Here is a 19,027-nt window from a genome sequence, read left to right as displayed (position 1 = left end):
ACGTTAGAGTAGGGATGGAAAGTCTCGTAGGTGCGGCAGCACCAGGCACACCACGAAGGGCCAGGCCACGGGCGTGGACGACAAGCACATGCAAATCGGGGAAGTAGCCTCGCGCACCGAGTTGTCCCTGCGCACCATCCGCCACTACGAGGAAGCCGGCCTCGTCGCCCCCTCCGCCCGTTCCCAGGGCGGCTTCCGCCTCTACACCGAGACCGACGTCGCCCGGCTGATGGTCATCCGCCGTATGAAACCCCTCGGCTTCACCCTCGACCAGATGCGCGACCTGCTCGACGCCACCGACCGCCTCGACTCGGACAGCGCGCTCGCCGGTGCCGAGAGGGAGGCGTTGCTGGACCGCGTACGAATGTACGAGCAGGCTGCCACCGAGCAGGTGGAGAGGCTTCGCGTCCAACTCGCCCGGGCAGAGGACTTCGCGGCCACGCTCAACGCCCGTCTGGAACACGACGCGGCGCCGAGCACCTCTGCCGAGCGTGCCTGACCGGTCACGAGCCGGCCCAGTTGGGTTCGACACAGGCCCGCATCGTGTCTGCGGGCCAGAGGTTCGGCCTGGCGGAGCGTCACGTCGTCGACACCGAACGCCTCGTGTGCGACGACCACGCCCGGCCAGGACCCTGGGCCCGCAGGCCGGGCGAGGTACCCCTTCAGCCTCTGCGAGCCCCCGGCCGGAGCGCTCAGGCTGCGTCCTTGTGCAGCAGGGCGGGCAGCAGGACGTCGTCGACGAGCATCGGGAGCTTGCCGGGTGCCGGTCCGGAAGTGGATGACATGCGTGTGGGTCTCTCTGTGGTGGAAATCCGCAGGTCGTCGACCTGCCTCGGCGGTATGACGCAGATGGCCGCCGCCGACGGGCCGGAGTGGACGCGGGCAGCGGGAAATCAGGAGGCGTCGTCGATGGTGATGGTGGTGACAGCGAACTCGTCGTTGTCGGCGAGTTGTCTCTCCCCTGCGAAGGCGATCGAGGTGCCCGCACGGTCGGGATGCGCGCGCGTACTCGGCATGGCGGGTGCTCATGAACTCCCGGTGCACGCAGGGGGATCGGTAGCCGTTGAGGCAGTTCGGGCAGGAGTGGTCCGAGACGCACATCGCCGGGGGGTGAATGACCGTTCCGCGCATGATGGTGCTTTCTCCGGTATGAGGGGCGGTACGTCGCAGCCATGTCGGGAATTGCTGCTCACGATCGAGCCTCACATGCGTGGGCAATCGTGAGAAGCGGAGCGATCTGTCCGGGGAGGGGAACATCCAGGGAGGAAATTCACCCCCCTTCCCCGGGTGCGATCGATGCAATGCTGAGAATTCCTCAAGCGGCGACGCTCGGAGCTCAGCCCGCGCACGGTCGGCCTGCCCGAGACGGGTCGGCCCCGCAGAGTGGACGGTCTGCGCCGTGAGGAGGTCGCCCAGCTCGCCTCGATCAGCACCGACTACTACACCCCGGCTTGAGCAAGGACGTATGCAGGCGTTCGCTCCGGTGCTGGACACTCTGGCCTGCGTCCTGCATCTGGACGACGACGAGCGGGGCTATCTCTTCCAGCCCGCCGGGAAACCGACGGCCCGTACCGCGCGTCGCGGCAGACAGAAGGTCCAGCCGCACGGCATCGCCACCGGCAAGATGATGGACTGCTGTGAGAGTAGTAGGCCCGGGTCTGTGGAGATGCTGCGCCACACTGCTGCCGATCGCCCGAGATGTGCTGGAGCAGGTCAACTCCATTCCGTGGCGGCATCAGGGCAGAGGGCTCAAATCGGTCCTGTGGAAGGCGGCGGTCGTTGTCACAATGAGTGGCTCATCGACGTATCCACGGAGCTGACCATGCGTAGACCCGTTGTTCTGCTGGCCGTGGACCCCGATCACGCCGGGCTATGTCTACCGGGCGAGTTTCACGCTCATTTCCTGACGCACGTCGAGGCGGTGATGGTGCCGGGGGATAAAGCTCCAGCACCCCGCTCGGGCCGGCCGTCACTGCGGGCGGAAGAATCCTCCGCATGCAACAGGCTCTGCAGGTCATCGCCGTCGTCGCCGCCACCTTCGGCACCGCGGCCCTCTCGGCGGTGGCCGGATTCGGCGGCGGGGTGCTCCTGCTGCCGGTGTTCCTTGCCGTCCTGGGCACCCGCGACGCGGTCGCGGTCCTCACCGTCGCGCAGCTGGCCAGCAATGGCAGTCGGGTGTGGTTCAACCGCCGCGACGTCGACCGGCGCCTGGTCGGCATCTTCGCGATCGGCGCCGTGCCGGCCGCGGCCGGCGGCGCGCTGCTGTTCGCCACGGCGCCCCTGCCTGCCCTGACCCGCCTCATCGGTGTGTTCCTGCTGGCCATGGTCGTCTGGCGGCGCTGGAAGCCACACGCCGCCCGACTGGACGACACCGCGTTCGCCGCTGTCGGCGCCGCCTCCGGCTTCGGCTCCGCGCTGGTCGGCTCGGTCGGCCCGATGGTCGCCCCGTTCTTCCTCGCCCGCGGCCTGCTGCGCGGCGCCTACATCGGCACCGAGGCCGCCTCCGCCGTGGTGATGCACCTGACCAAGCTGATCGTCTTCGGCGCCGCCGCGGTGCTGACCGCCTCCAGCGCGCTCATCGGCCTGGCCCTGACCCCCGCAAGCATGGCGGGCGCCTGGGCCGGCAAGAACATCGTCGACCGGCTGCCCACGCACGTCTTCGTCCTCGTGGTGGAGACCGGCCTGATCACCTCTGGCCTCCTGCTGCTCGTCACCGGCGGCTGATCACCCCGGACGACGACCTACAGCAGTCCGCCCAGCGGCAGAACGCGCTCGGTGAGCCGGCCGCGCAGCTTTCCCTGGTCAGTGTCGGCTTCGGTGAACCAGTCGGCGGTGACCAGTAGTTGGGCGTGTTCGGCGACCTGCTCGGGTGACAGTGCGGTGAACGCGGCGGCCTGGTCCAGATGGATTCCGTCGTCCTCGGCGTTTCCGAGGCGGCCGTCTGGGCGGGTGTGGGCTGCGGCGTACAGGGCCAGGAGCCGGGTGGCGGCGCCCAGCTTCTTCTTGCGGATCTTCCGGTCACCCACGATTTTCTGCGCCCAGCCGGACACCTTCGCGCGGGTGGTCTTACCGAAGGTGAACGGGCGGTCCTGCTCGGGCAGCAACGCGGGGACGGTGACCGCGGCCGGGTTCTCTGAACGGGAGGCCATCACCTCGGCGACGGTGCCGGGCAGGATCATCCAGTCGGCCTCGACCAGTTGCTGAAGCACCTGTTCGGCGTCGTTCGGCAGCCAGCCGGTGAGGTCCTGGCCGGTGACGTTCCCGGTGCCGGCGCGCGCGGACCGGAGCGTGAGCATCAGCACGGCCAGTCGCGCCTCGGCCGCTGGAAGCGGGCAGTGGGCGGCGACGTAGTCCAGCACGGAACGTGCGTGCACGGCCTGTTGCCGGGTCAGCAGCCGCTCCACGACCGGTTGGTCGCCGACGGGCGGGCCACCGCGGTTGGCGTGCATCTCGCGGGTGGTCTGCGCGGCCGTCTCAGCCCGGTGCGCCTCCTGGCGCAGGGAATCGTCGCCACTCACATCGGCCCACAGAGCGAAGGCGCGGGCCTTGCGCTCGTGGAGTTCGGCGAGGACGGCGAGGTCGGGCTCGGGGCGCTGCTGGTAAGCGCGGAACGCGTCCCCGAGTTCGATGAGTTCCAGCCGCAGGACGTCGGGCCCGAGGTCCTGCGGCACGATCCGCTGTGCGATCTTCCCCCACCGCTTCGGCCGCCGGGATGTCCCGCGCGGGGAGGCCGTGCGGGCAGGCGGCACCGACGCGGGTGTGGTGGCCGGTGCGGACGAGGTACCGGTCGTGGGGGAGGGGGCGTGGTCGGAGAAGACCGCCGCCACGCCGTCCCCCGCCGTGCCGCCGGCCGGCTTCCGCGCCGCCGGGTCCGGCCGGGCCGGGGTGGTGCGGGCAGGGGACGGCGCGGTGTCCAGGACGCGGCAGTCGGGAGTGGTGGCCGCGCACCGGGCGCACATTTCCGCGACTCGCCACAGCCTCCCCGCCCGGTCCGCGTACACCGTCAGGACCACCGGCCCTCCGCACCGCCCCGGACCCGGAGTCGGCCGTGCTCCGCCGCGCGGCACGGCGGTGGGGTCGGGGGTGTGCCAGGCGCAGTCGGCGGCGCGGCAGGCGCACCATGCCTCGGCGCGCGGTCCGCCGCCCGCGCGGACGTGGGCCAGGTGCATGTTGATGTGTTCGACCGCGGCCTTGCGTCCCGTGGCGGCGCCGCCGGGAAGGCGTTGATCGGCGCAGGTCTGGCGGGAGCAGGAGAGCCGGACCGCGCCGGCGGCAGGGCGGCCGTCCGGGTCCAGACGTACCGTCCACACCCGCCCCGCGACGCGCTCATCCTGCTGAGTGCCGGCCTCCACTGCCATGTGCGTACTCCCAGTGTTCCTTGATCCGTTGCCTCAGGCAGTCCCCATCATCGGGGATAGCGGACGATCAGTCCCGGTAAAGGAAGTTTCTGACCGGAGTGCGCGTGTCGGCCGCACGGGACGGTCGCGCGGTCGTCGCTCCGGGTACGCGTGCCGGCGTCCACCGGCACGGACACGGACATGGGGCGCTGCGGGCTCCTGTGCGCGGCTGCGGCGGTTGGCCAGGGGCTCGGAAGGGGGAGGGTCGCGGAATCTGACGCGTCTGGTGCGGGGCGACGGACTACGGCACGTCGCGGGGAAGGCGGGAAATGCGGGAGTTGCGGACTGGATGTGTCCCCGGCTCCGGCTGTGACCGGAACCGGGGATCGTGCTGCCGGGCTGTGGGTCAGGCGTCGATGATGACGGGGATGATGAGAGGTTTGCGGCGGTGGGTGCGGAAGGCCCAGTTCGCCACGGCGCGGGCGATGAGCTTTTCGAGCTGGTGTGCGTCCCCGATGCCTTCCTGGGCCGCGGTGGCCAGCGTCTTCTCGATGACGGGGATGACGGACTCGAAGGTGGTGTCGTCGTGGACGAAGCCCCGGGCCAGGAAGTCGGGGGTTTCGGCCAGGGCGCCGGTGTCGGCGTCGACGATGGCCACGACCGTGACGACACCTTCCTCGGCGAGGGTCAGGCGGTCCTTGAGGGAGGCTTCGGTGGCGCCACCGACTTCCATGCCGTCCACATAGACGTTGCCCGCGGGCACCTTGCCGGTGATCGAGGCACGCCCGTCGACGAGGTCGACGACGACCCCGTCCTCGGCGATGACGACCCGCTCGGGATCGACACCGGTACGGATGGCGAGGTCGCCGTTGGCCCGCAGGTGACGCCATTCGCCGTGCACGGGCATGACGTTGCGGGGTTTGACGATGTTGTAGCAGTAGACGAGTTCACCGGCGCTCGCGTGCCCGGAGACATGCACCTTGGCGTTGCCCTTGTGGACCACGTGGGCGCCCCAACGGGTGAGCCCGTTGATCACCCGGTAGATGGCGTTCTCGTTGCCGGGGATGAGTGAACTGGCGAGCAGGACGGTGTCGCCCTTGCCGATGCGGATCATGTGGTCGCGGTTGGCCATTCGTGACAGCGCGGCCATCGGTTCGCCCTGGGAGCCGGTGCACACCAGCGTGATCTTGTGGTCCGGGAGCTTCTCCAGCTCCTTCGTGCTCACGACCAAGCCGGACGGCACCTTCAGATAGCCCAGGTCACGGGCGATGCCCATGTTGCGGACCATGGAGCGGCCGACGAAGGCGACCTTGCGGCCGTGCTGGTGGGCGGCGTCCAGGACCTGCTGGATGCGGTGCACATGGCTGGCGAAGCTGGAGACGATGACCCGGCGCGGCGCGGTGCGCATCACCTGCTCGATCGCCGGGTTCAGTTCGCGCTCGGAGGTTGTGAAGCCGGGTACTTCGGCGTTGGTGGAGTCGGTGAGGAACAGGTCCACGCCCTCCTCGCCGAGGCGGGCGAAGGCGCGCAGGTCGGTGATGCGGTCGTCGAGGGGGAACTGGTCCATCTTGAAGTCGCCGGTGTGCAGCACCATGCCGGCACGGGTACGGATCGCGACCGCGAGACTGTCCGGGATGGAGTGATTGACGGCCACGAACTCGCAGTTGAAGGGTCCGAAGCCACGCCGGTCGCTCTCGCGCACGCGCACCGTGCGCGGCCGGATGCCGTGCTCCTTGAGCTTGGCCTCCAGGAACGCCAGCGTCAGCTTGGAGCCGACGACGGGGATGTCGGACCGCTCGCGCAGCAGGTACGGTACGCCGCCGATGTGGTCCTCGTGGCCGTGGGTGAGCACGATGGCCACGATGTCGTCCAGGCGGTCCCGGATCGAGGTGAAGTCCGGCAGGATCACGTCCACGCCGGGCTGGGTCTCCTCGGGGAACAGCACGCCGCAGTCGACGATGAGCAGTTTGCCGGCGTGCTCGAAGACGGTCATGTTGCGGCCGATCTCACCCAGGCCGCCCAGGGCAATGACCCGCAGCCCTCCCTCGGGAAGGGGCGGGGCGGCTTTCAGGTCGGGATGCGGATGACTCATACCCTGACGGTACCCGGAGCGGGGGACGGGTTGATCCATTGGCTGGGTGATCTCTCACCATGATGCGGCTCCGCGGCAGTGTCCGGCGGGGGGACCGTGCCGCCCGGGGCGGCCTCCTCGCGAGGTGCGCGAGATCTGCCGTACAACCCTTTCAGGGACCAACGGGTCTCAGCTTGTGTCCGAAGTGTTCCGGGGAATCCGGAAGTGCTCGCTTCGTGCCACGGGGACCCGCGCCGACCACGCATGCCTTTTCGGTGTCTCCCACTTCGGAGCACGTCTCGGCACATGTCCTGACACCGGTCATGGCATGTGGCTCAACCACGACGAGCAGGGGGAAACACCACATGCGTCATCTCAAGACCACCACCGCGGCACTGGCCTGCGCCTTCGCTCTCATCCCGGCCGGGATCGCCACCGCCGGAACAGGCCCTGCGCCCGCACCGACCGCACGCACCACCACTGCGGCGGCCTCCACCGCGCCGTCCGCCGACGGTAACCCGGCGAGTCTGCGGGCGAGGGCGGCCGGGGTGTGCTCGGACGCCTATCAGATCGGTTCCACCGGGTACATCACACGGGCGGGCAAGACCGCCGCGTCCGTCAAGCAGTTCTACTCGCCGTCCTGTGCCAAGAACTACGGCTACGTCTGGGTCTGGCAGAGCTTCCGTGACGCAGTCGGGGACTACGACGTGACCGCCGCTGTCTACAGCTACTCCCAGGACGAGGTTCTCGGCAAGCACTCCTGGACCAACACCGACGGCCAGGAGTTCTGGTCCAGCGGCACCAGCACCGTGAACGAATGCACGGCCGCGTCGGGCACCGTACGTGCCGCCGGTGACCCCGCACCTGCGGGGGGTTACTCCAGCAAGCGCTGCTGATCACACGCCCACGGCGGGGGAGGAGGCCGACAGCTTCCCCCGCCGGAGGGCCTGGCAGGCGCGTGACAGGTGGCGGCGATGAATCTCGGCCCGGCGGTCCTGCGCCACTGACACAGGGATCGGACGGTACGTCAACTCACCACGAGGTGAGCGTCGTCCGCTCCGGCAGCAGGTCATAAAATTTCGTACTGGAGTGCGAGCGGATCAGTACGCTTGCGCGGTGAAGACGATCTCAGGAAAGTCAGCGGCTCCGGCGGCCCCTCCAGCCCCAGCCGCCCCCCGCCGGGGTCGGCCTCGGTGGCGGTCCGCCACTGTCTCCTTCGGCCTCGCTCTCGGTCTGGCGGGAACCCCCGGCGTGGCGCCCGAGGCCGTGGCAGCCGGCGTCGCCAACTCCACGAAGGCCTCCTCCATCGGCGACATGCCGCAGCAGATCCTCTTCCAGGCGGGAACGGGCGGCTACGGCTGCTACCGCATACCCGCGCTGGTCCGTACGGGAGACGGCTCGCTCCTCGCCTTCGCCGAGGGCCGTAAGACGCAGTCCTGCGGCGACCGCGGCGACAACGACATCGTCATGCGGCGGTCCACCAACGACGGCCGTACCTGGGGGCCGATCAAGGTCGTCCCCGGCGGCGCCACCGCGCCCGGGGCGTACGGAACCGGCGCGGTCCCGGCCGGCACCGAGGCCGGGTCGCCGGTCACCCGGACCAACCCCGCGCCGGTGGTCGACGAGGTCAACCACCGTGTCTACCTTCTCTCCACCTCCAATCCGGTCAACCACAGCTACCCCCGGATTCCCTGGGTGCAGGAAAGCAGTGACGACGGGCTCACCTGGAGCGCTCCCGCCGCGCTGAACGTCAGCCTCGCTCCCTCGCCCATGGCGTCGGACTGGTTCGCGACCGGCCCCGGTCACGGTGTGCAGCTCACCCAAGGGGCGCACAGGAACCGACTCGTCGTGGGTGCGCACCAGCAGTCAGCAGGCGGCGTCTACGCCGGTTACCTGTATCTCGACCCGGGTGCCGGGACTCCGCAGTGGAAAGCCGCGCCGGCCGAGAACTCGTACGTGGACGGTGAGAAAAAGCCGTCCGAGGTGAGCGTGACCGAGGTGGCAGGCGGAGAGATCTTTCTGGCAGCCCGCAACGAAGGTGCCGCCGGCAAGCAGAGGCTCGGCTACACCACCGCCGAAAAGCCCGCGGACAACGGGGTCCCGGGGGGCGGAGTCTTCGGCAACCCGTCCATGCCCTCGCCCGGCGACATCCAGGGCTCTGTCCTGACGGTGCAGCAGGCGGACGCCTCCAAGAACCTGAAGGAGGAAGTCCTGCTGTCCGCCCCGGCCGACCTGAACGCGAGCAACCAGCCCGCGAAGACCACGATGACCGTCTGGTCGCGCTGCGCAGGCAGCTGGAACCCCGCAGGGAAGGTGGTCAGTTCCGCCGACCGGGCGGGCTACTCCGACCTGGCCCTGATGGCGGACAACGAGATCGGTCTGCTCTACGAGGCCGGACCGGGCTCCTCCGGCTACTCCGCCAACGAGATCCGCTTCACCCGCTTCTCCCAGGTGCAACTCGCCACCGGTTGCAACGCGTCACCGCCCGCGAGTACGTCGACGCAGCCGACTCCCACCCTCGACGCCACCACCCCGGACGCCTCCCCGCAGGCGAACGACGGCTATCTCAGCTCCACCACGGCGGCTCTGAGCAGCACCGACCCGCTCCGAGCGTCGACCGACCCGACCCGCAACAACAACAGCCTCGCCCTCACCGCGGGTGGCTACGCCGAGGTTCCGTACGCCCGCTCGCTGCGTACGGGGACAGGCGACTTCACCTACTCGATGTGGTTCAAGTACCAGGCGCAGACGCAGGACCCCGGGTCCGAGCCCGACCACATCCTGTTCTGGTCCAACGGCACCGGATCAGCGGAACCCCAGGTCTGGCTCAGAACCCAGCGGCTAAACAACCAGTTGTACGCGTGGGCGCAGAGCAGCAGTGGCACCGACCGGGCCCGCGCGACACTCGAGGACAAGTCGGGGTGCGAGTGCGCCTTCGGCGACAGCAAGTGGCACTTCGTCACGGTCACCCGGACCGGATCCCGGCTCGACGTCCAGGTCGACAGCGGTCCCGCCGGGGCGTCGACCGGTGCCGTCACAGGCGATGTCTCAGCCGCTCCCACCGGCGGCGTCACCGGTGTCCGCATCGGCGCCAAGCCCGTCGACGCCTCCAGCCCCTTCGCCGGGAAGATCGACGAGTTCCGCCTGTACCGCAGTGCGCTGACCCCCTCGCAGCGGACCTCACTGGCCACTCCCGCCGCCAGCCGCGACAAGGTGAGCGGGTCCACCGACCCGGCGGCGGACAGCGCCGCCAACGCCGGCCTCGTACTGCGCCTGCCCTTCCAGGCCCTCGACCGGACCACCGCGGTGAGCATCACCAGCATCACGGGTACCGACGACGAGTCGGGCAACTGCACCGACGGCACCCTCCTGGGCGCCAGAGCCACAACGGGCGGCAGGTTCACGGACGCACTGCCGGTGAGTTCCGCACTTCCCGGCGTCACCTCGGAGCTCACGCCGGCCCTGGACGTCGCCGATCGCGACTTCACCTACGCGATGTGGTTCAGGTTCTCCGGCTCCGCCACGGGCACCAGCCCGCGCGCACTTCTGTGGGCCTACGGGCCGAACGGGACGAGACAGGCACAACTCTGGGTCCAGGCGGTGTACAAGAACGGAAGGACAACGCTGCTGGCCACGGTCGAGCCGGACACGGGCCCCGGCGCACAGGTGGCGACCGATGCCGACGGACAGGACTTCGGCGACGGACAGTGGCACGTGTTCATGCTGCAACGTCACGGCAGTGACGTGCGGTTCGACGTCTGGGGCACGCAGGGCGACGGGGTCGCCCTCCAGGCGTCGGAGACCGTCTCCGGTGCTCTGAGCGGTTCCCTCACCGGCACCAGGGCCAGCGGTGTGACCGGTGTCAGAGTGGGATCCAAGCCCGACGGCACCAAGGTTCTCGACGGCGACCTCGACGAGTTCCGTCTCTACGACCACGCCCTCGGTCCCGCCGAACGCAGCGCGGTCGCCACCGGCGGAGCGATCTCACCGACATCCGGTCTCGCGGTGCGCTGGAGCTTCGACAGCAAGTACATGTACGCGATCCCGGCACACCGGGCCGCGCCCGAGACCACTCCCGCGACCCCCGATAACTCCGGCTTGTGCAACAACGCCTACGTGCTCAACGGCGGAAGCATCGACACCGCAGGCAGGCTCGGCACCGGGCTGCGCCTGAACGGCACGGCCGGAACCGCCGCCCTGGTGCCGTACAGCCCCAGCCTCGCGCTGGCACCCGAGGCGGTAGCCCCCTCGACGCGACCGCGCAGACAGGGCGAGACCTCCGACTTCACCCTCTCACTGTGGTTCAGGTACGCGGCCACGGCCACCGCCACGACCACCACGCCGGATCAAGTGCTTTTGTGGGCCTACGGCGCCGGCAGCGCGGAGCGCCAGGTCTGGCTGCGCGCCAGCCCGTTGAACCACGGCATCTACGCGGACATCGAAACCGGTGCCTCAGGAGCCCGCGTCCTGGCCCCGGACGCGGATGTGAGCCGGGCCGCCTTCGGGGACAACGCGTGGCACCACGTCACCCTGGTCCGCGCCGGAGACACCCTGACACTCACGGTGGACAACCAGGCATCCCAGAGCGCCACGACCAACCTCGGCGACGGCGCCCTGACCGCCACCGACACCTTCGCGGTCGACGGATTCCGCCTGGGCGGCAAGCCCGACGGCACCCAGACCCTGGACGGTTCTCTCGACGAGGTCCGTATCTACCGGCAGGCTCTCGGCGCCACGGACCTGGACGCCCTCCAGACGACACCTGACAGCCCGCCGGCCGCGACCCCCGTACTCTGGCTGCCCTTCGACACGATCACCGCCCGGAGCTACTCCCGGATGTGACCCCCGCACCACTGGCGCCGACCAGCACACCGCGAACGCCCTGTCCGTGGCTGACCGGCCACTGTCCGGCCGGTCAGAACTGATGTACAAGTGAAGGCTGTGCGACGTCCGGTCGGCCCGTGCCTGGGGAGGGCACAGCGGTCTGCCGAGCAGTGTTCGTTTCCGTCGACCGTTTCAGGGGGGATCATGCGCATACGTTTACGTGCCTGGATTCTGGTGGGTGCGGGTCTGCTGGCCGTGAGCTCCGGCCCGGCGTACGGGGCCGACGCGTCGTCGGCCGAGCCGGGGGCGGGGTCCGTGCGGTACACCGTGCGGGACCTCGGCACCCTGGGTGGCACCCGCAGCGAGGCGACCGCCATCGACGGCAACACGGTCGTCGGGAGTTCACTCACGGGCGGCGACGCCGCCGAACACGCATTCGCGTACGACCTGCGCAGACACACCATGACCGATCTCGGCACACTGGGGGGTTCCAGCCGGGCGACGGGCGTGGAGGGGGACTACGTCGTCGGTAGGTCGGGCCTCTCCACCGGCGGTCCCGCTCATGGGTTCGCCTACAACCTCCGGACCCGCCGGCTCGTGGACATCGGCACCCTCGGCGGCGGCAGCACCGACATCACCGGCCTCAGCGGCGACACCGTGGTGGGGACGTCGTCACTGCCCGGCGACGTCACCACCCACGCGTTCGCGTACAGCCTGCGCACCCGGACGATGACCGATCTCGGGAGCCTCGCCGGACCGTCGGGCACCAGCACCGCGGCGGCCGTCAACGGAGCGATCGTCGTGGGCAGTTCGTCCCTGCCGAACACGCCCGCCACCACCCTGCACGGGTTCGCGTACAACCTGCGCACCGGGTTGATGACCGATCTCGGCACCCTCGGCGGACGCTCCAGCACAGCCAACGACGTGAGCGGTTCAACCGTGGTCGGTCAGTCCCGAACGGCCGGCGACGGCCTGACCGGATACGCCTACGACCTGCGCACCGGTATCCGCACCGACCTGGGGTCCCGCTTCCTGACCGCGCAGTTGATCAGCGGGACCACCGTGGTCGGCGGCGACGGCCTGCTCTCCAGCTCGTTCGACCTCACGACGCACACGAGTGCCGTGATCGGTTCCGGGCGTGGTGTCACCGAGGTCGACCAGCTCGCCGGGAACGTCGTGGTCGGTGACAACTTCGCCCCCAACTCCTTCGCCTTCGTCGCCCGCGTCGACAACGGCGACTTCACCTACCTGCCCTCCCTCGGCGGTCTCAACTCCTCCGCGACGCAGATCAGTCGCCGCGGCGTCGTCGCGGGCAGCGCGGCACTTCCGTCCGCTGACCCGGTCACCGCCAACGGCCCTTTCCACGCCGCCGTCTGGGTTCCGCGCGCGGTCGCGTAGTGGAGTGGCGCTCGGTGCCGCCGCCGGCACAACCGTCCGGCGGGGAGGAAGGTCTTACGAGTGAGCAGGCGATGACGGGGGCGAACAGGCAGGACCTCCGCAACGCGTTCGTAGACAGCGGGGAGATGTCATGAAGACAGGTATGCACCTCAAGATCGCGATCGTCGCGGCGCTCACGGCGGCCACCGTGACCGTCGCCCCGGCCGCGGTCTCAGTGGCGGACAGCGCGGCTCCCGCCGTAGCGGCCCCGAAGCAGATCTCGGCTCCGGCTTGGCGCACCTCTCTGGCGGGGACGCTCTCCGACAACTCGGCGCTCTTCGACATAGCGTCGGTCGGTCCTGACGCCGCCTGGGCGGTGGGAGTCCAGTACGTCGATGGCGTCGGCCAGGGTGTGATCCTGCGCTGGAACGGCAGCAGCTGGCAGCAGCAGTCCACCCCCGATGTGCCGGAGACCGGCGTGTGGCACGCCGTGGACGCGGTGTCCGCGCACGACGTCTGGGCGTACGGCTGGGACCAGGAAGGCGAGACGCTCGCCCATTACGACGGCAAGCAGTGGACGCGGACGCCACTGCCCGCGGAGCAGGGCTTCGGCTTCGCGAAGCTCGCCGCCGTCCGCGGCAAGGTCTGGCTGGTGAGCGACACCGCGATCAACACGTACGCCCACGGCGTCTGGCAGAGCACACCCCTGAAGAGCGGCGTTTCGATCAACGCCGTCGAGGCGCGGAACTCCCACGACGTCTGGGCGGTCGGGCAGTTCGCGTATGCCGGCCGGCCGGGCCGGTCCGTGCTCATGCACTGGGACGGCCGTTCCTGGACCGAAACCGCTCCGGCCGGCAGCAACCTCGTGGTCTCGGCCGTGTACCAGGAGTCCGCCCGCAGCGTCTGGATCACCGCACTCACTCCGTACCACGAGGACGAACCACAGCAGACCAAGGTGCTGCACTGGAACGGCCGCACCTGGCGCGACGTCACCGGGCCGGTCGACGGGCTGTGGGCCGACGCCATCACCGGCGACGGCAAGGGCACCGTCTGGGTCTCGGGCGACCCCTACGGCTACGAGGGCACCGCCCTCTACTGGCGCCTGCGCGGCGGCGTCTGGACCTCCGTACAGGGCGACGCCGTCCCCGGCGGCCAGACCCAGTCGTACGAGATCGACGCACTCGCGCCCACCGGCCGCACCGGACAGTTCTGGTCCGTCGGCACCTACGGACTCATCACCGGGGAGTCCACCTCCGCGCAGTACGAGCTGATCCAGCGGTCGACCCGCTGACCCGTCCCCAGGAGCAACGCCCTGATCCGCAGGCGATGTCGGCCCGGCGCCGACGACCGGGCCGACATCACCTGCGACGCGGAACGACAGTGTCGGTCAGGCGGATCAGACGGCCAGTGTCTGTAACTCGCTGGGCAGGTCCGCGCGGCTGGCGACGTTGAGCTTGCGGTACACGCGGGTCAGGTGCTGCTCCACCGTGCTCACCGTGATGCACAGCTGGTCCGAGATCTCACGGTTGGAGTTGCCGAGCGCGGCCAGGGAAGCGACCCGGCGCTCCGCCGCGCTGAGCGGATCCTTCGGAAGAACGGGCGGACAGGCCGGACCCTCCTCGCTGCTGCGGTGCAGCAGGGATCGCTGCAGCCGCCGCGCTCCGCACAGATCGGCCAGTTGCAGCGCCTGGTACAGCGCCCGCCGTGCCTGCTCGGCCTCGCCGGTCGCCCTCTGTGCGGAACTCAACGCGGCCAGTGCCCGGGCGAGTTCAAGCCGGTCCCCGGCGAGCCGCAGGATGCCGACGGCCTCCAGCAGCAGACTTGTCCGTCGGTGCGGCTCGGCGATCTCGGCGAGCAGGCACAGGGCGACACCACGGTTGCGGGACTTGGCGCTGCCGGGCCGGGCGAGTTCCGCCTCCGCGAGGCGGCGAACCTGGTCGCGCTGCCCCAGGCGCAGATGGGCGGCCGCCGCACCGCTGCGCCAAGGGAGGATCGCGGGCAGGTCCATGTCCCAGGCGCGGGCCTGATCACCGCAGCGCAGGAAGTCGTCCAGGGCCATGTGCACCCGGTTGGCGGCAAGGTGGTGGTGGCCCCGGGCATACAGGTACTGCAGGCCGTACCGGGACTGGAAAATCGCGTCCGGTACCGAGTGACGCAGATGTTCCTCGGCGGCGTCGTCCGCCCCCACGGCGGTCGCGGCCAGGACGAGGACGCTCAGCGGGGCGCCGACGGCGACTCCCCAGCTGCGAGGCGACAGGTGTGTCATGGCCGAGCGGGCTAGACCGTACGCCTCGTTCAAGTCGCCCTGACGCAGGGCGACTTCGGCGCGTATCGCGGTGAGCTTCGCCTGCCATGTAGGCACCCGCCGGGCGGTGGCCTCCTGGAGGAGCTTGCCCGTCCACAGGGCGGCCCGGTCGAGCCTGTCCGCGTAGACGAGCGCGAGCAGCGCGGACTCCAGCGCGCACAGGTTCGAGTCGTCCAGGTGGCAGGAACGCAGCAGCTGCTCCGCGCTCCGGGCGCTGGACTCGTCACCCCCGCCGCGCAGGGTCGATCCGAAGATCGTTTCGGCGAGCAAAGCGGACTTGTTGGCGGCTGGTTCCCGGATGCCGTGGGCACCGGAGCTGTCCGGGACGGGGGCCAGGAGCGTGAGCATCGCCGGATACCGGTTCCGCAGCCATTCGCGGGATTCCGAGAGCAGGCCGTGGGAGCCAGGTGTGTCCGGGCCGAGCTGCCGGATCACCCTGGCGGCCTCGCTGGGACGGCCGTGCCACAGCAGGGCCCGGAAGAGCGGGACGGCGAGCTGGATCGGCAGGATGCCGGCCAGCAGCGCGTCGGTCAGCCATGCGAGTCGGGGAGCCGCGGTGGAGGGATTGAGCTGCCACTCGAGCCGGGTGATCATCATCGTCATGACTGCTTGCTCGCGGATGTCCTCGCAGCCGGTCAGCGCCAGTTCCAGGCACTGCAGGGCGAAGGTGAGGTCGCCGCACTGACGCGCGTGTTCGGAGGCGTCCGTCAGAACCGGAACGGCCCAGCGCTGTGGCGGGTGTCCTTCCGCGACAAGGTGGCGGGCGACGGTGGGTGCCGGGGCTCCTTCGTGGTGGAGCAGCTCCGCCGAATCGAGCCGCAGTTCCCTGAGTACGTCGGACGGGGTGTCCTCCAGGACGGCCGAGCGGGCCGCCGGATGACGGAAGTGGTGACCCTTGGCGAGCCCGGCGGCCTCCAACTGCCGCAGCGCTTCAGCCACCGCGGCGGGACTCATCCGGAGGAGACGGCCGATGCGAGCGGGGGAAGCGCAGTCGTCCAGCACGGCCATCGTGCGGGCCACGCCGAGGACCTGCTGCTCACCCCTGCGCACGCAGGCGAGCACCGCCTGCCCGAACTGCTCTCCCATGAACGGTGTCGCGGACTGGGTGCCGTCGTGATCCACCGGCCGGTCACGCCGGTCCCCCAGCAACGCGCGGATCAGCAGGGGGTTGCCGCCGCTGGCGGAGTGGTAGACGTGGCCGAAGATCTGTGCCTCCTCGGCGCCCAGTGCCTGCTCCGCCAACGCGGTCGTCCCCCTCGGCGACAGGGGAGTGAGCCGGAAGCGCCGGTAACGCGGATGGCGCAGCAGCTCGGCGCTCAGCTGCGGAGGACAGTGGCGGGCGCTGTCCGGTCGGCTGAACACCAGCATCACGGGGGCGGACCGCGTGTGCGGAACGAGATGCAGCAGACAGCCCAGAGAAGCGGAGTCGACGTGCTGGATGTCGTCGATGCTGATCAGCAGACCGCCCGCTCCGGCGGCGAGCAGCAGCGTCCGGCACAGGTCGTGCGCGACCCGGGCCTGCAGAGCGAGTGACACCTGGTGGGCGTCCGGGCCGGCCGCCAGGCTGCTCTCCAGCAGGGCCATCCGCGTGCGTAGCGGCTCAGGGAGTAAGAGGTCCCGGGCGAGCTGCCGGACGAGCCCGAGGGGGACGTCGCGCTCCTCCTCCCGGCCGACGGCTCCGAGGACGAGGGAACCGGCCGTGGACGCCTCCTCGGCGAAGGCGTACAGCAGTTCGGACTTGCCGTTGCCCGCCGCGCCGTGGACAAGGGCGACCTGTCCATTGCCGCAGCGGCTTTCGGAGAGCAGGTCGTGTAGGGCGGACAGCTCTTCTTGACGCTCGATCAGTATCATGCATGTATTCTTTTGCAGCGTGGGGGAACTCTATTCGCGAACACACGGAGGTATCGTGGACGGGACGCTAATTAATCGTTAAGTCGTGGATTAATAGAGGCCCTCGGGTGACGCGGAAGTGGTTTGCAGTGGAGTTACATTGGCAACTCCATCGGATGGCCATTTCTCGCCGGTCCTGTAACGCAGGGCCTGGTCGCGCTCGAGAATGTTGGGGATGAACAGGTCTTCGTGCAGGACGGTTAGTCGAACCTGTCCTATCGTGCCGTATTCGACGGTCGCTGACCAGTCTTCTTTGTGCACGACCGTCATGGTTACGTGAGGATAATTCGGGATGTATGGCATCAGCTCGGCATTTTGCTCGACAGGAAGCCCCGCCGCGTTGCCGAAGGTGTTGCCGTAGCTGCGGCCGACGATCCCGCCGCCCATCGCGGCCACGAAGTCCCGGTACATGTCCGGGCTCATCTGTGTGCCGCTCAGCCGCACACCCCGCAGAGGTGCGGCCAGTTCGGGGAACCGGCGTACCAGCGCCTGGAAGACCGCGGGTGTGGTGTTGACGTAGTCGATCCTGCCCTGGGCGAGTACGTCCGCGATCTGCTCCAGCAGGTGGGTGGTGTACTCGGTCGCGTCCGCCAGCCGCCCGCCCCGGATGAGCCGCTTGACCCAGCGAGGGTCCATGTCGACCGCGTACGCCAGTCCCGCGTACAGCTCGGACACCTCCCACAGGCCGTTGCCGATCAGATGCGGACCGGTGGGGGTCGCCTGGAGCCAGGTCCGGCCCTCGTCGAAGCCCTCGGTGACGAAGGACCACCGGCGCCAGGCGCCCCGGTGCGACAGCATGGCGGGCGTGTAGAAGAGCCGGCAGGGCGTACCGGTCGTGCCGCCGGTGTCCCAGACGCGGCCGGTCAGGGGGCGGGGCACGCCCAGGGGTACGAGGTCGGCCGGGTCCTGGGTGCGCAGTACGTCCACCGGGAAGGGGCCGAACGCCGTGAGTTCCGCGTAGCGGGTGATGTCCCGCGGGTCGAAGTCGAGTTCGGCGGAACGCCGCAGCCAGTACGGGCTGCCCGTCTCGGGGTGGAAGTGCCGCGCGACCACCTTGCGGGTCCACTCGTCGAGGTCGGTTCCGAGCCAGCCGTCGACGAGCGCGTCGCACTGCGCGGCAGACGGCACGGCGGTCTGCGGGGCTCTCATCGGGCCTGCGCGGGCGAGAGGTCTATGCCGAACTCGTACACGCTGTTCAGCACCTGCTGGATGTGCTCCGGCTTGTCGACGTGCACCACGGGGAACGGGAACCTGAGGATCCCGTCAGGGATGGAACCGCCCATGATGAGGCCCAGACGCACACCCTGGTCCTTCATCTCGTCGCAGACGTCGACCAGGCTGATCGGATCCGTGGAATTCCGGTCGAACAGGTCCCGCACCTCCTCGGCCGTGGTCAGTGTCCTGCGCTCCAGGCAGGAGACGAGCGGCACCTCGGGCGCCTTGAACGGCATCGCGTCGATGTAGGGCGCCATGAACTCGCGGAAGTGGCTGCGCAACGGGGAGTGCACGGCGATCGGCCGGCCCGGCAGGGGAGCGACGGTGCCCGGGGGCAGGTCGGCTGCCAGCGCGTCCAGCGCCGCCCGCTCGCCCGACAGCATCAGGATGCGCATGGCCCCGTCCGCCGTCGGGCCGAAGTCGCCGGACAGATGAACACCGGGGCGGCCCTCGCCGCGATACGCGGCCACCAGGTCGCCTTCGGTCGGCGCGAACGCCAGGGTGAGGCCCTGCTCCGGCTCCTCGGGAGGCAGTTCGGGGGTGTGGCGGGCGTGCACGAGCATCTCGAACAGCTCCTGCCGGCCGATCGCGCCCGCGAGACAGCTCGCCGTCATGGCGCCGAGGCTCAGGCCGCCGAGCACCGCCGGACGCAGCCCCTGCTCCGCCAGTACGTCGTGGATGCCGAGGGCCAGCGCGGTCTCGCGGACCGTCCCGGCACTCTGCCTTTCCTCCTGGGGCTCCGGCAGTTCCTCCTCCAGGATCTGCCCCACCGTCATGCCGGTCCATGCCGAGACCTGCTCGTACAGATCACGCATCACCGAATGGGTCCGATACATCTCCAGGCCGTGCACTTCGGTACCGACGCCGCCGCCGAACAGAAAGCCCAATGCCATCATTGTCTCCCGATGTAGCTCAAGCGAAAAAGGCATGAAGCAGGCCATAGTGCTCCCGGTCCGCCAGCGTCATTTGAGCCCCGACGAGCCGTAGTCGCGCAACTACCGTACCCAC

At 69.7% G+C, this 19,027-nt stretch carries 12 protein-coding genes and 1 pseudogene; 7 read left to right on the top strand and 6 right to left on the bottom strand.

Features of this window, described 5'->3' with window-relative positions; all coding sequences use genetic code 11:
- Positions 1–73: 73 nt before the first annotated feature.
- Positions 74–499, top strand: coding sequence for a MerR family transcriptional regulator (locus tag QA861_RS24765; protein WP_334590777.1), 426 nt, complete (start codon positions 74–76; stop codon positions 497–499).
- Between the two features lie 394 nt (positions 500–893).
- On the opposite strand, the gene QA861_RS24760 is transcribed toward QA861_RS24765, so the two are convergent.
- The gene (locus QA861_RS24760) at positions 894–1,016 is read right to left on the bottom strand and encodes a hypothetical protein (RefSeq protein WP_334590776.1); all 123 of its coding nucleotides are present in this window, start codon (positions 1,014–1,016) and stop codon (positions 894–896) included.
- Between the two features lie 292 nt (positions 1,017–1,308).
- Here QA861_RS24760 and QA861_RS24755 point away from each other — a divergent pair.
- Both QA861_RS24755 and QA861_RS24750 read left to right on the top strand, forming a co-directional pair.
- Positions 1,309–1,603 (top strand): annotated as a pseudogene (locus tag QA861_RS24755) (helix-turn-helix domain-containing protein); the annotation flags it as partial.
- Positions 1,604–1,995: 392 nt separating this feature from the next.
- A complete protein-coding gene (locus tag QA861_RS24750) occupies positions 1,996–2,724 on the top strand; it encodes a sulfite exporter TauE/SafE family protein (RefSeq protein ID WP_334590775.1) in 729 nt (242 codons plus the stop codon).
- A gap of 17 nt (positions 2,725–2,741) precedes the next feature.
- On the opposite strand, the gene QA861_RS24745 is transcribed toward QA861_RS24750, so the two are convergent.
- Both QA861_RS24745 and QA861_RS24740 read right to left on the bottom strand, forming a co-directional pair.
- Complete coding sequence (locus tag QA861_RS24745; RefSeq protein ID WP_334590774.1) at positions 2,742–4,358, bottom strand: hypothetical protein; 1,617 nt, start codon at positions 4,356–4,358, stop codon at positions 2,742–2,744.
- Positions 4,359–4,743: 385 nt separating this feature from the next.
- Positions 4,744–6,429: a ribonuclease J gene (locus tag QA861_RS24740; RefSeq protein WP_334590773.1), complete on the bottom strand. Its 1,686-nt coding sequence runs from the start codon at positions 6,427–6,429 to the stop codon at positions 4,744–4,746.
- A 344-nt stretch (positions 6,430–6,773) separates the two neighbouring features.
- On the opposite strand from QA861_RS24740, the gene QA861_RS24735 reads away from it, so the two are divergent.
- The 4 genes from QA861_RS24735 to QA861_RS24720 all read left to right on the top strand — a co-directional run bounded on the left by QA861_RS24735 (position 6,774) and on the right by QA861_RS24720 (position 13,900).
- Positions 6,774–7,304 (top strand): hypothetical protein, encoded by a 531-nt coding sequence (locus tag QA861_RS24735; protein WP_334590772.1) that lies wholly within the window; start codon positions 6,774–6,776, stop codon positions 7,302–7,304.
- A gap of 355 nt (positions 7,305–7,659) precedes the next feature.
- A complete protein-coding gene (locus tag QA861_RS24730) occupies positions 7,660–11,250 on the top strand; it encodes a LamG-like jellyroll fold domain-containing protein (RefSeq protein WP_334590771.1) in 3,591 nt (1,196 codons plus the stop codon).
- A 186-nt stretch (positions 11,251–11,436) separates the two neighbouring features.
- Positions 11,437–12,630, top strand: a complete 1,194-nt coding sequence (locus tag QA861_RS24725; RefSeq protein ID WP_334590770.1) for a hypothetical protein — start codon at positions 11,437–11,439, stop codon at positions 12,628–12,630.
- Positions 12,631–12,760: 130 nt separating this feature from the next.
- Positions 12,761–13,900, top strand: coding sequence for a hypothetical protein (locus QA861_RS24720; protein ID WP_334590769.1), 1,140 nt, complete (start codon positions 12,761–12,763; stop codon positions 13,898–13,900).
- Between the two features lie 105 nt (positions 13,901–14,005).
- Here the strand turns inward: QA861_RS24720 and QA861_RS24715 are convergent, their stop codons facing one another.
- From QA861_RS24715 to QA861_RS24705, 3 genes are all read right to left on the bottom strand, one after another.
- A complete protein-coding gene (locus tag QA861_RS24715; protein WP_334590768.1) occupies positions 14,006–16,765 on the bottom strand; it encodes an AAA family ATPase in 2,760 nt (919 codons plus the stop codon).
- A 90-nt stretch (positions 16,766–16,855) separates the two neighbouring features.
- Positions 16,856–17,953, bottom strand: a complete 1,098-nt coding sequence (locus QA861_RS24710) for an arylcarboxylate reductase (protein ID WP_334590767.1) — start codon at positions 17,951–17,953, stop codon at positions 16,856–16,858.
- A complete protein-coding gene (locus QA861_RS24705; RefSeq protein ID WP_334590766.1) occupies positions 17,950–18,912 on the bottom strand; it encodes an ACP S-malonyltransferase in 963 nt (320 codons plus the stop codon). The genes QA861_RS24710 and QA861_RS24705 overlap by 4 nt, the downstream gene beginning before the upstream one ends.
- Between the last annotated feature and the right edge of the window lie 115 nt (positions 18,913–19,027).

This window comes from Streptomyces sp. B21-083, from assembly GCF_036898825.1.
Classification (GTDB): Bacteria; Actinomycetota; Actinomycetes; order Streptomycetales; family Streptomycetaceae; genus Streptomyces.
This window is presented reverse-complemented; position numbering and strand designations above follow the sequence as displayed.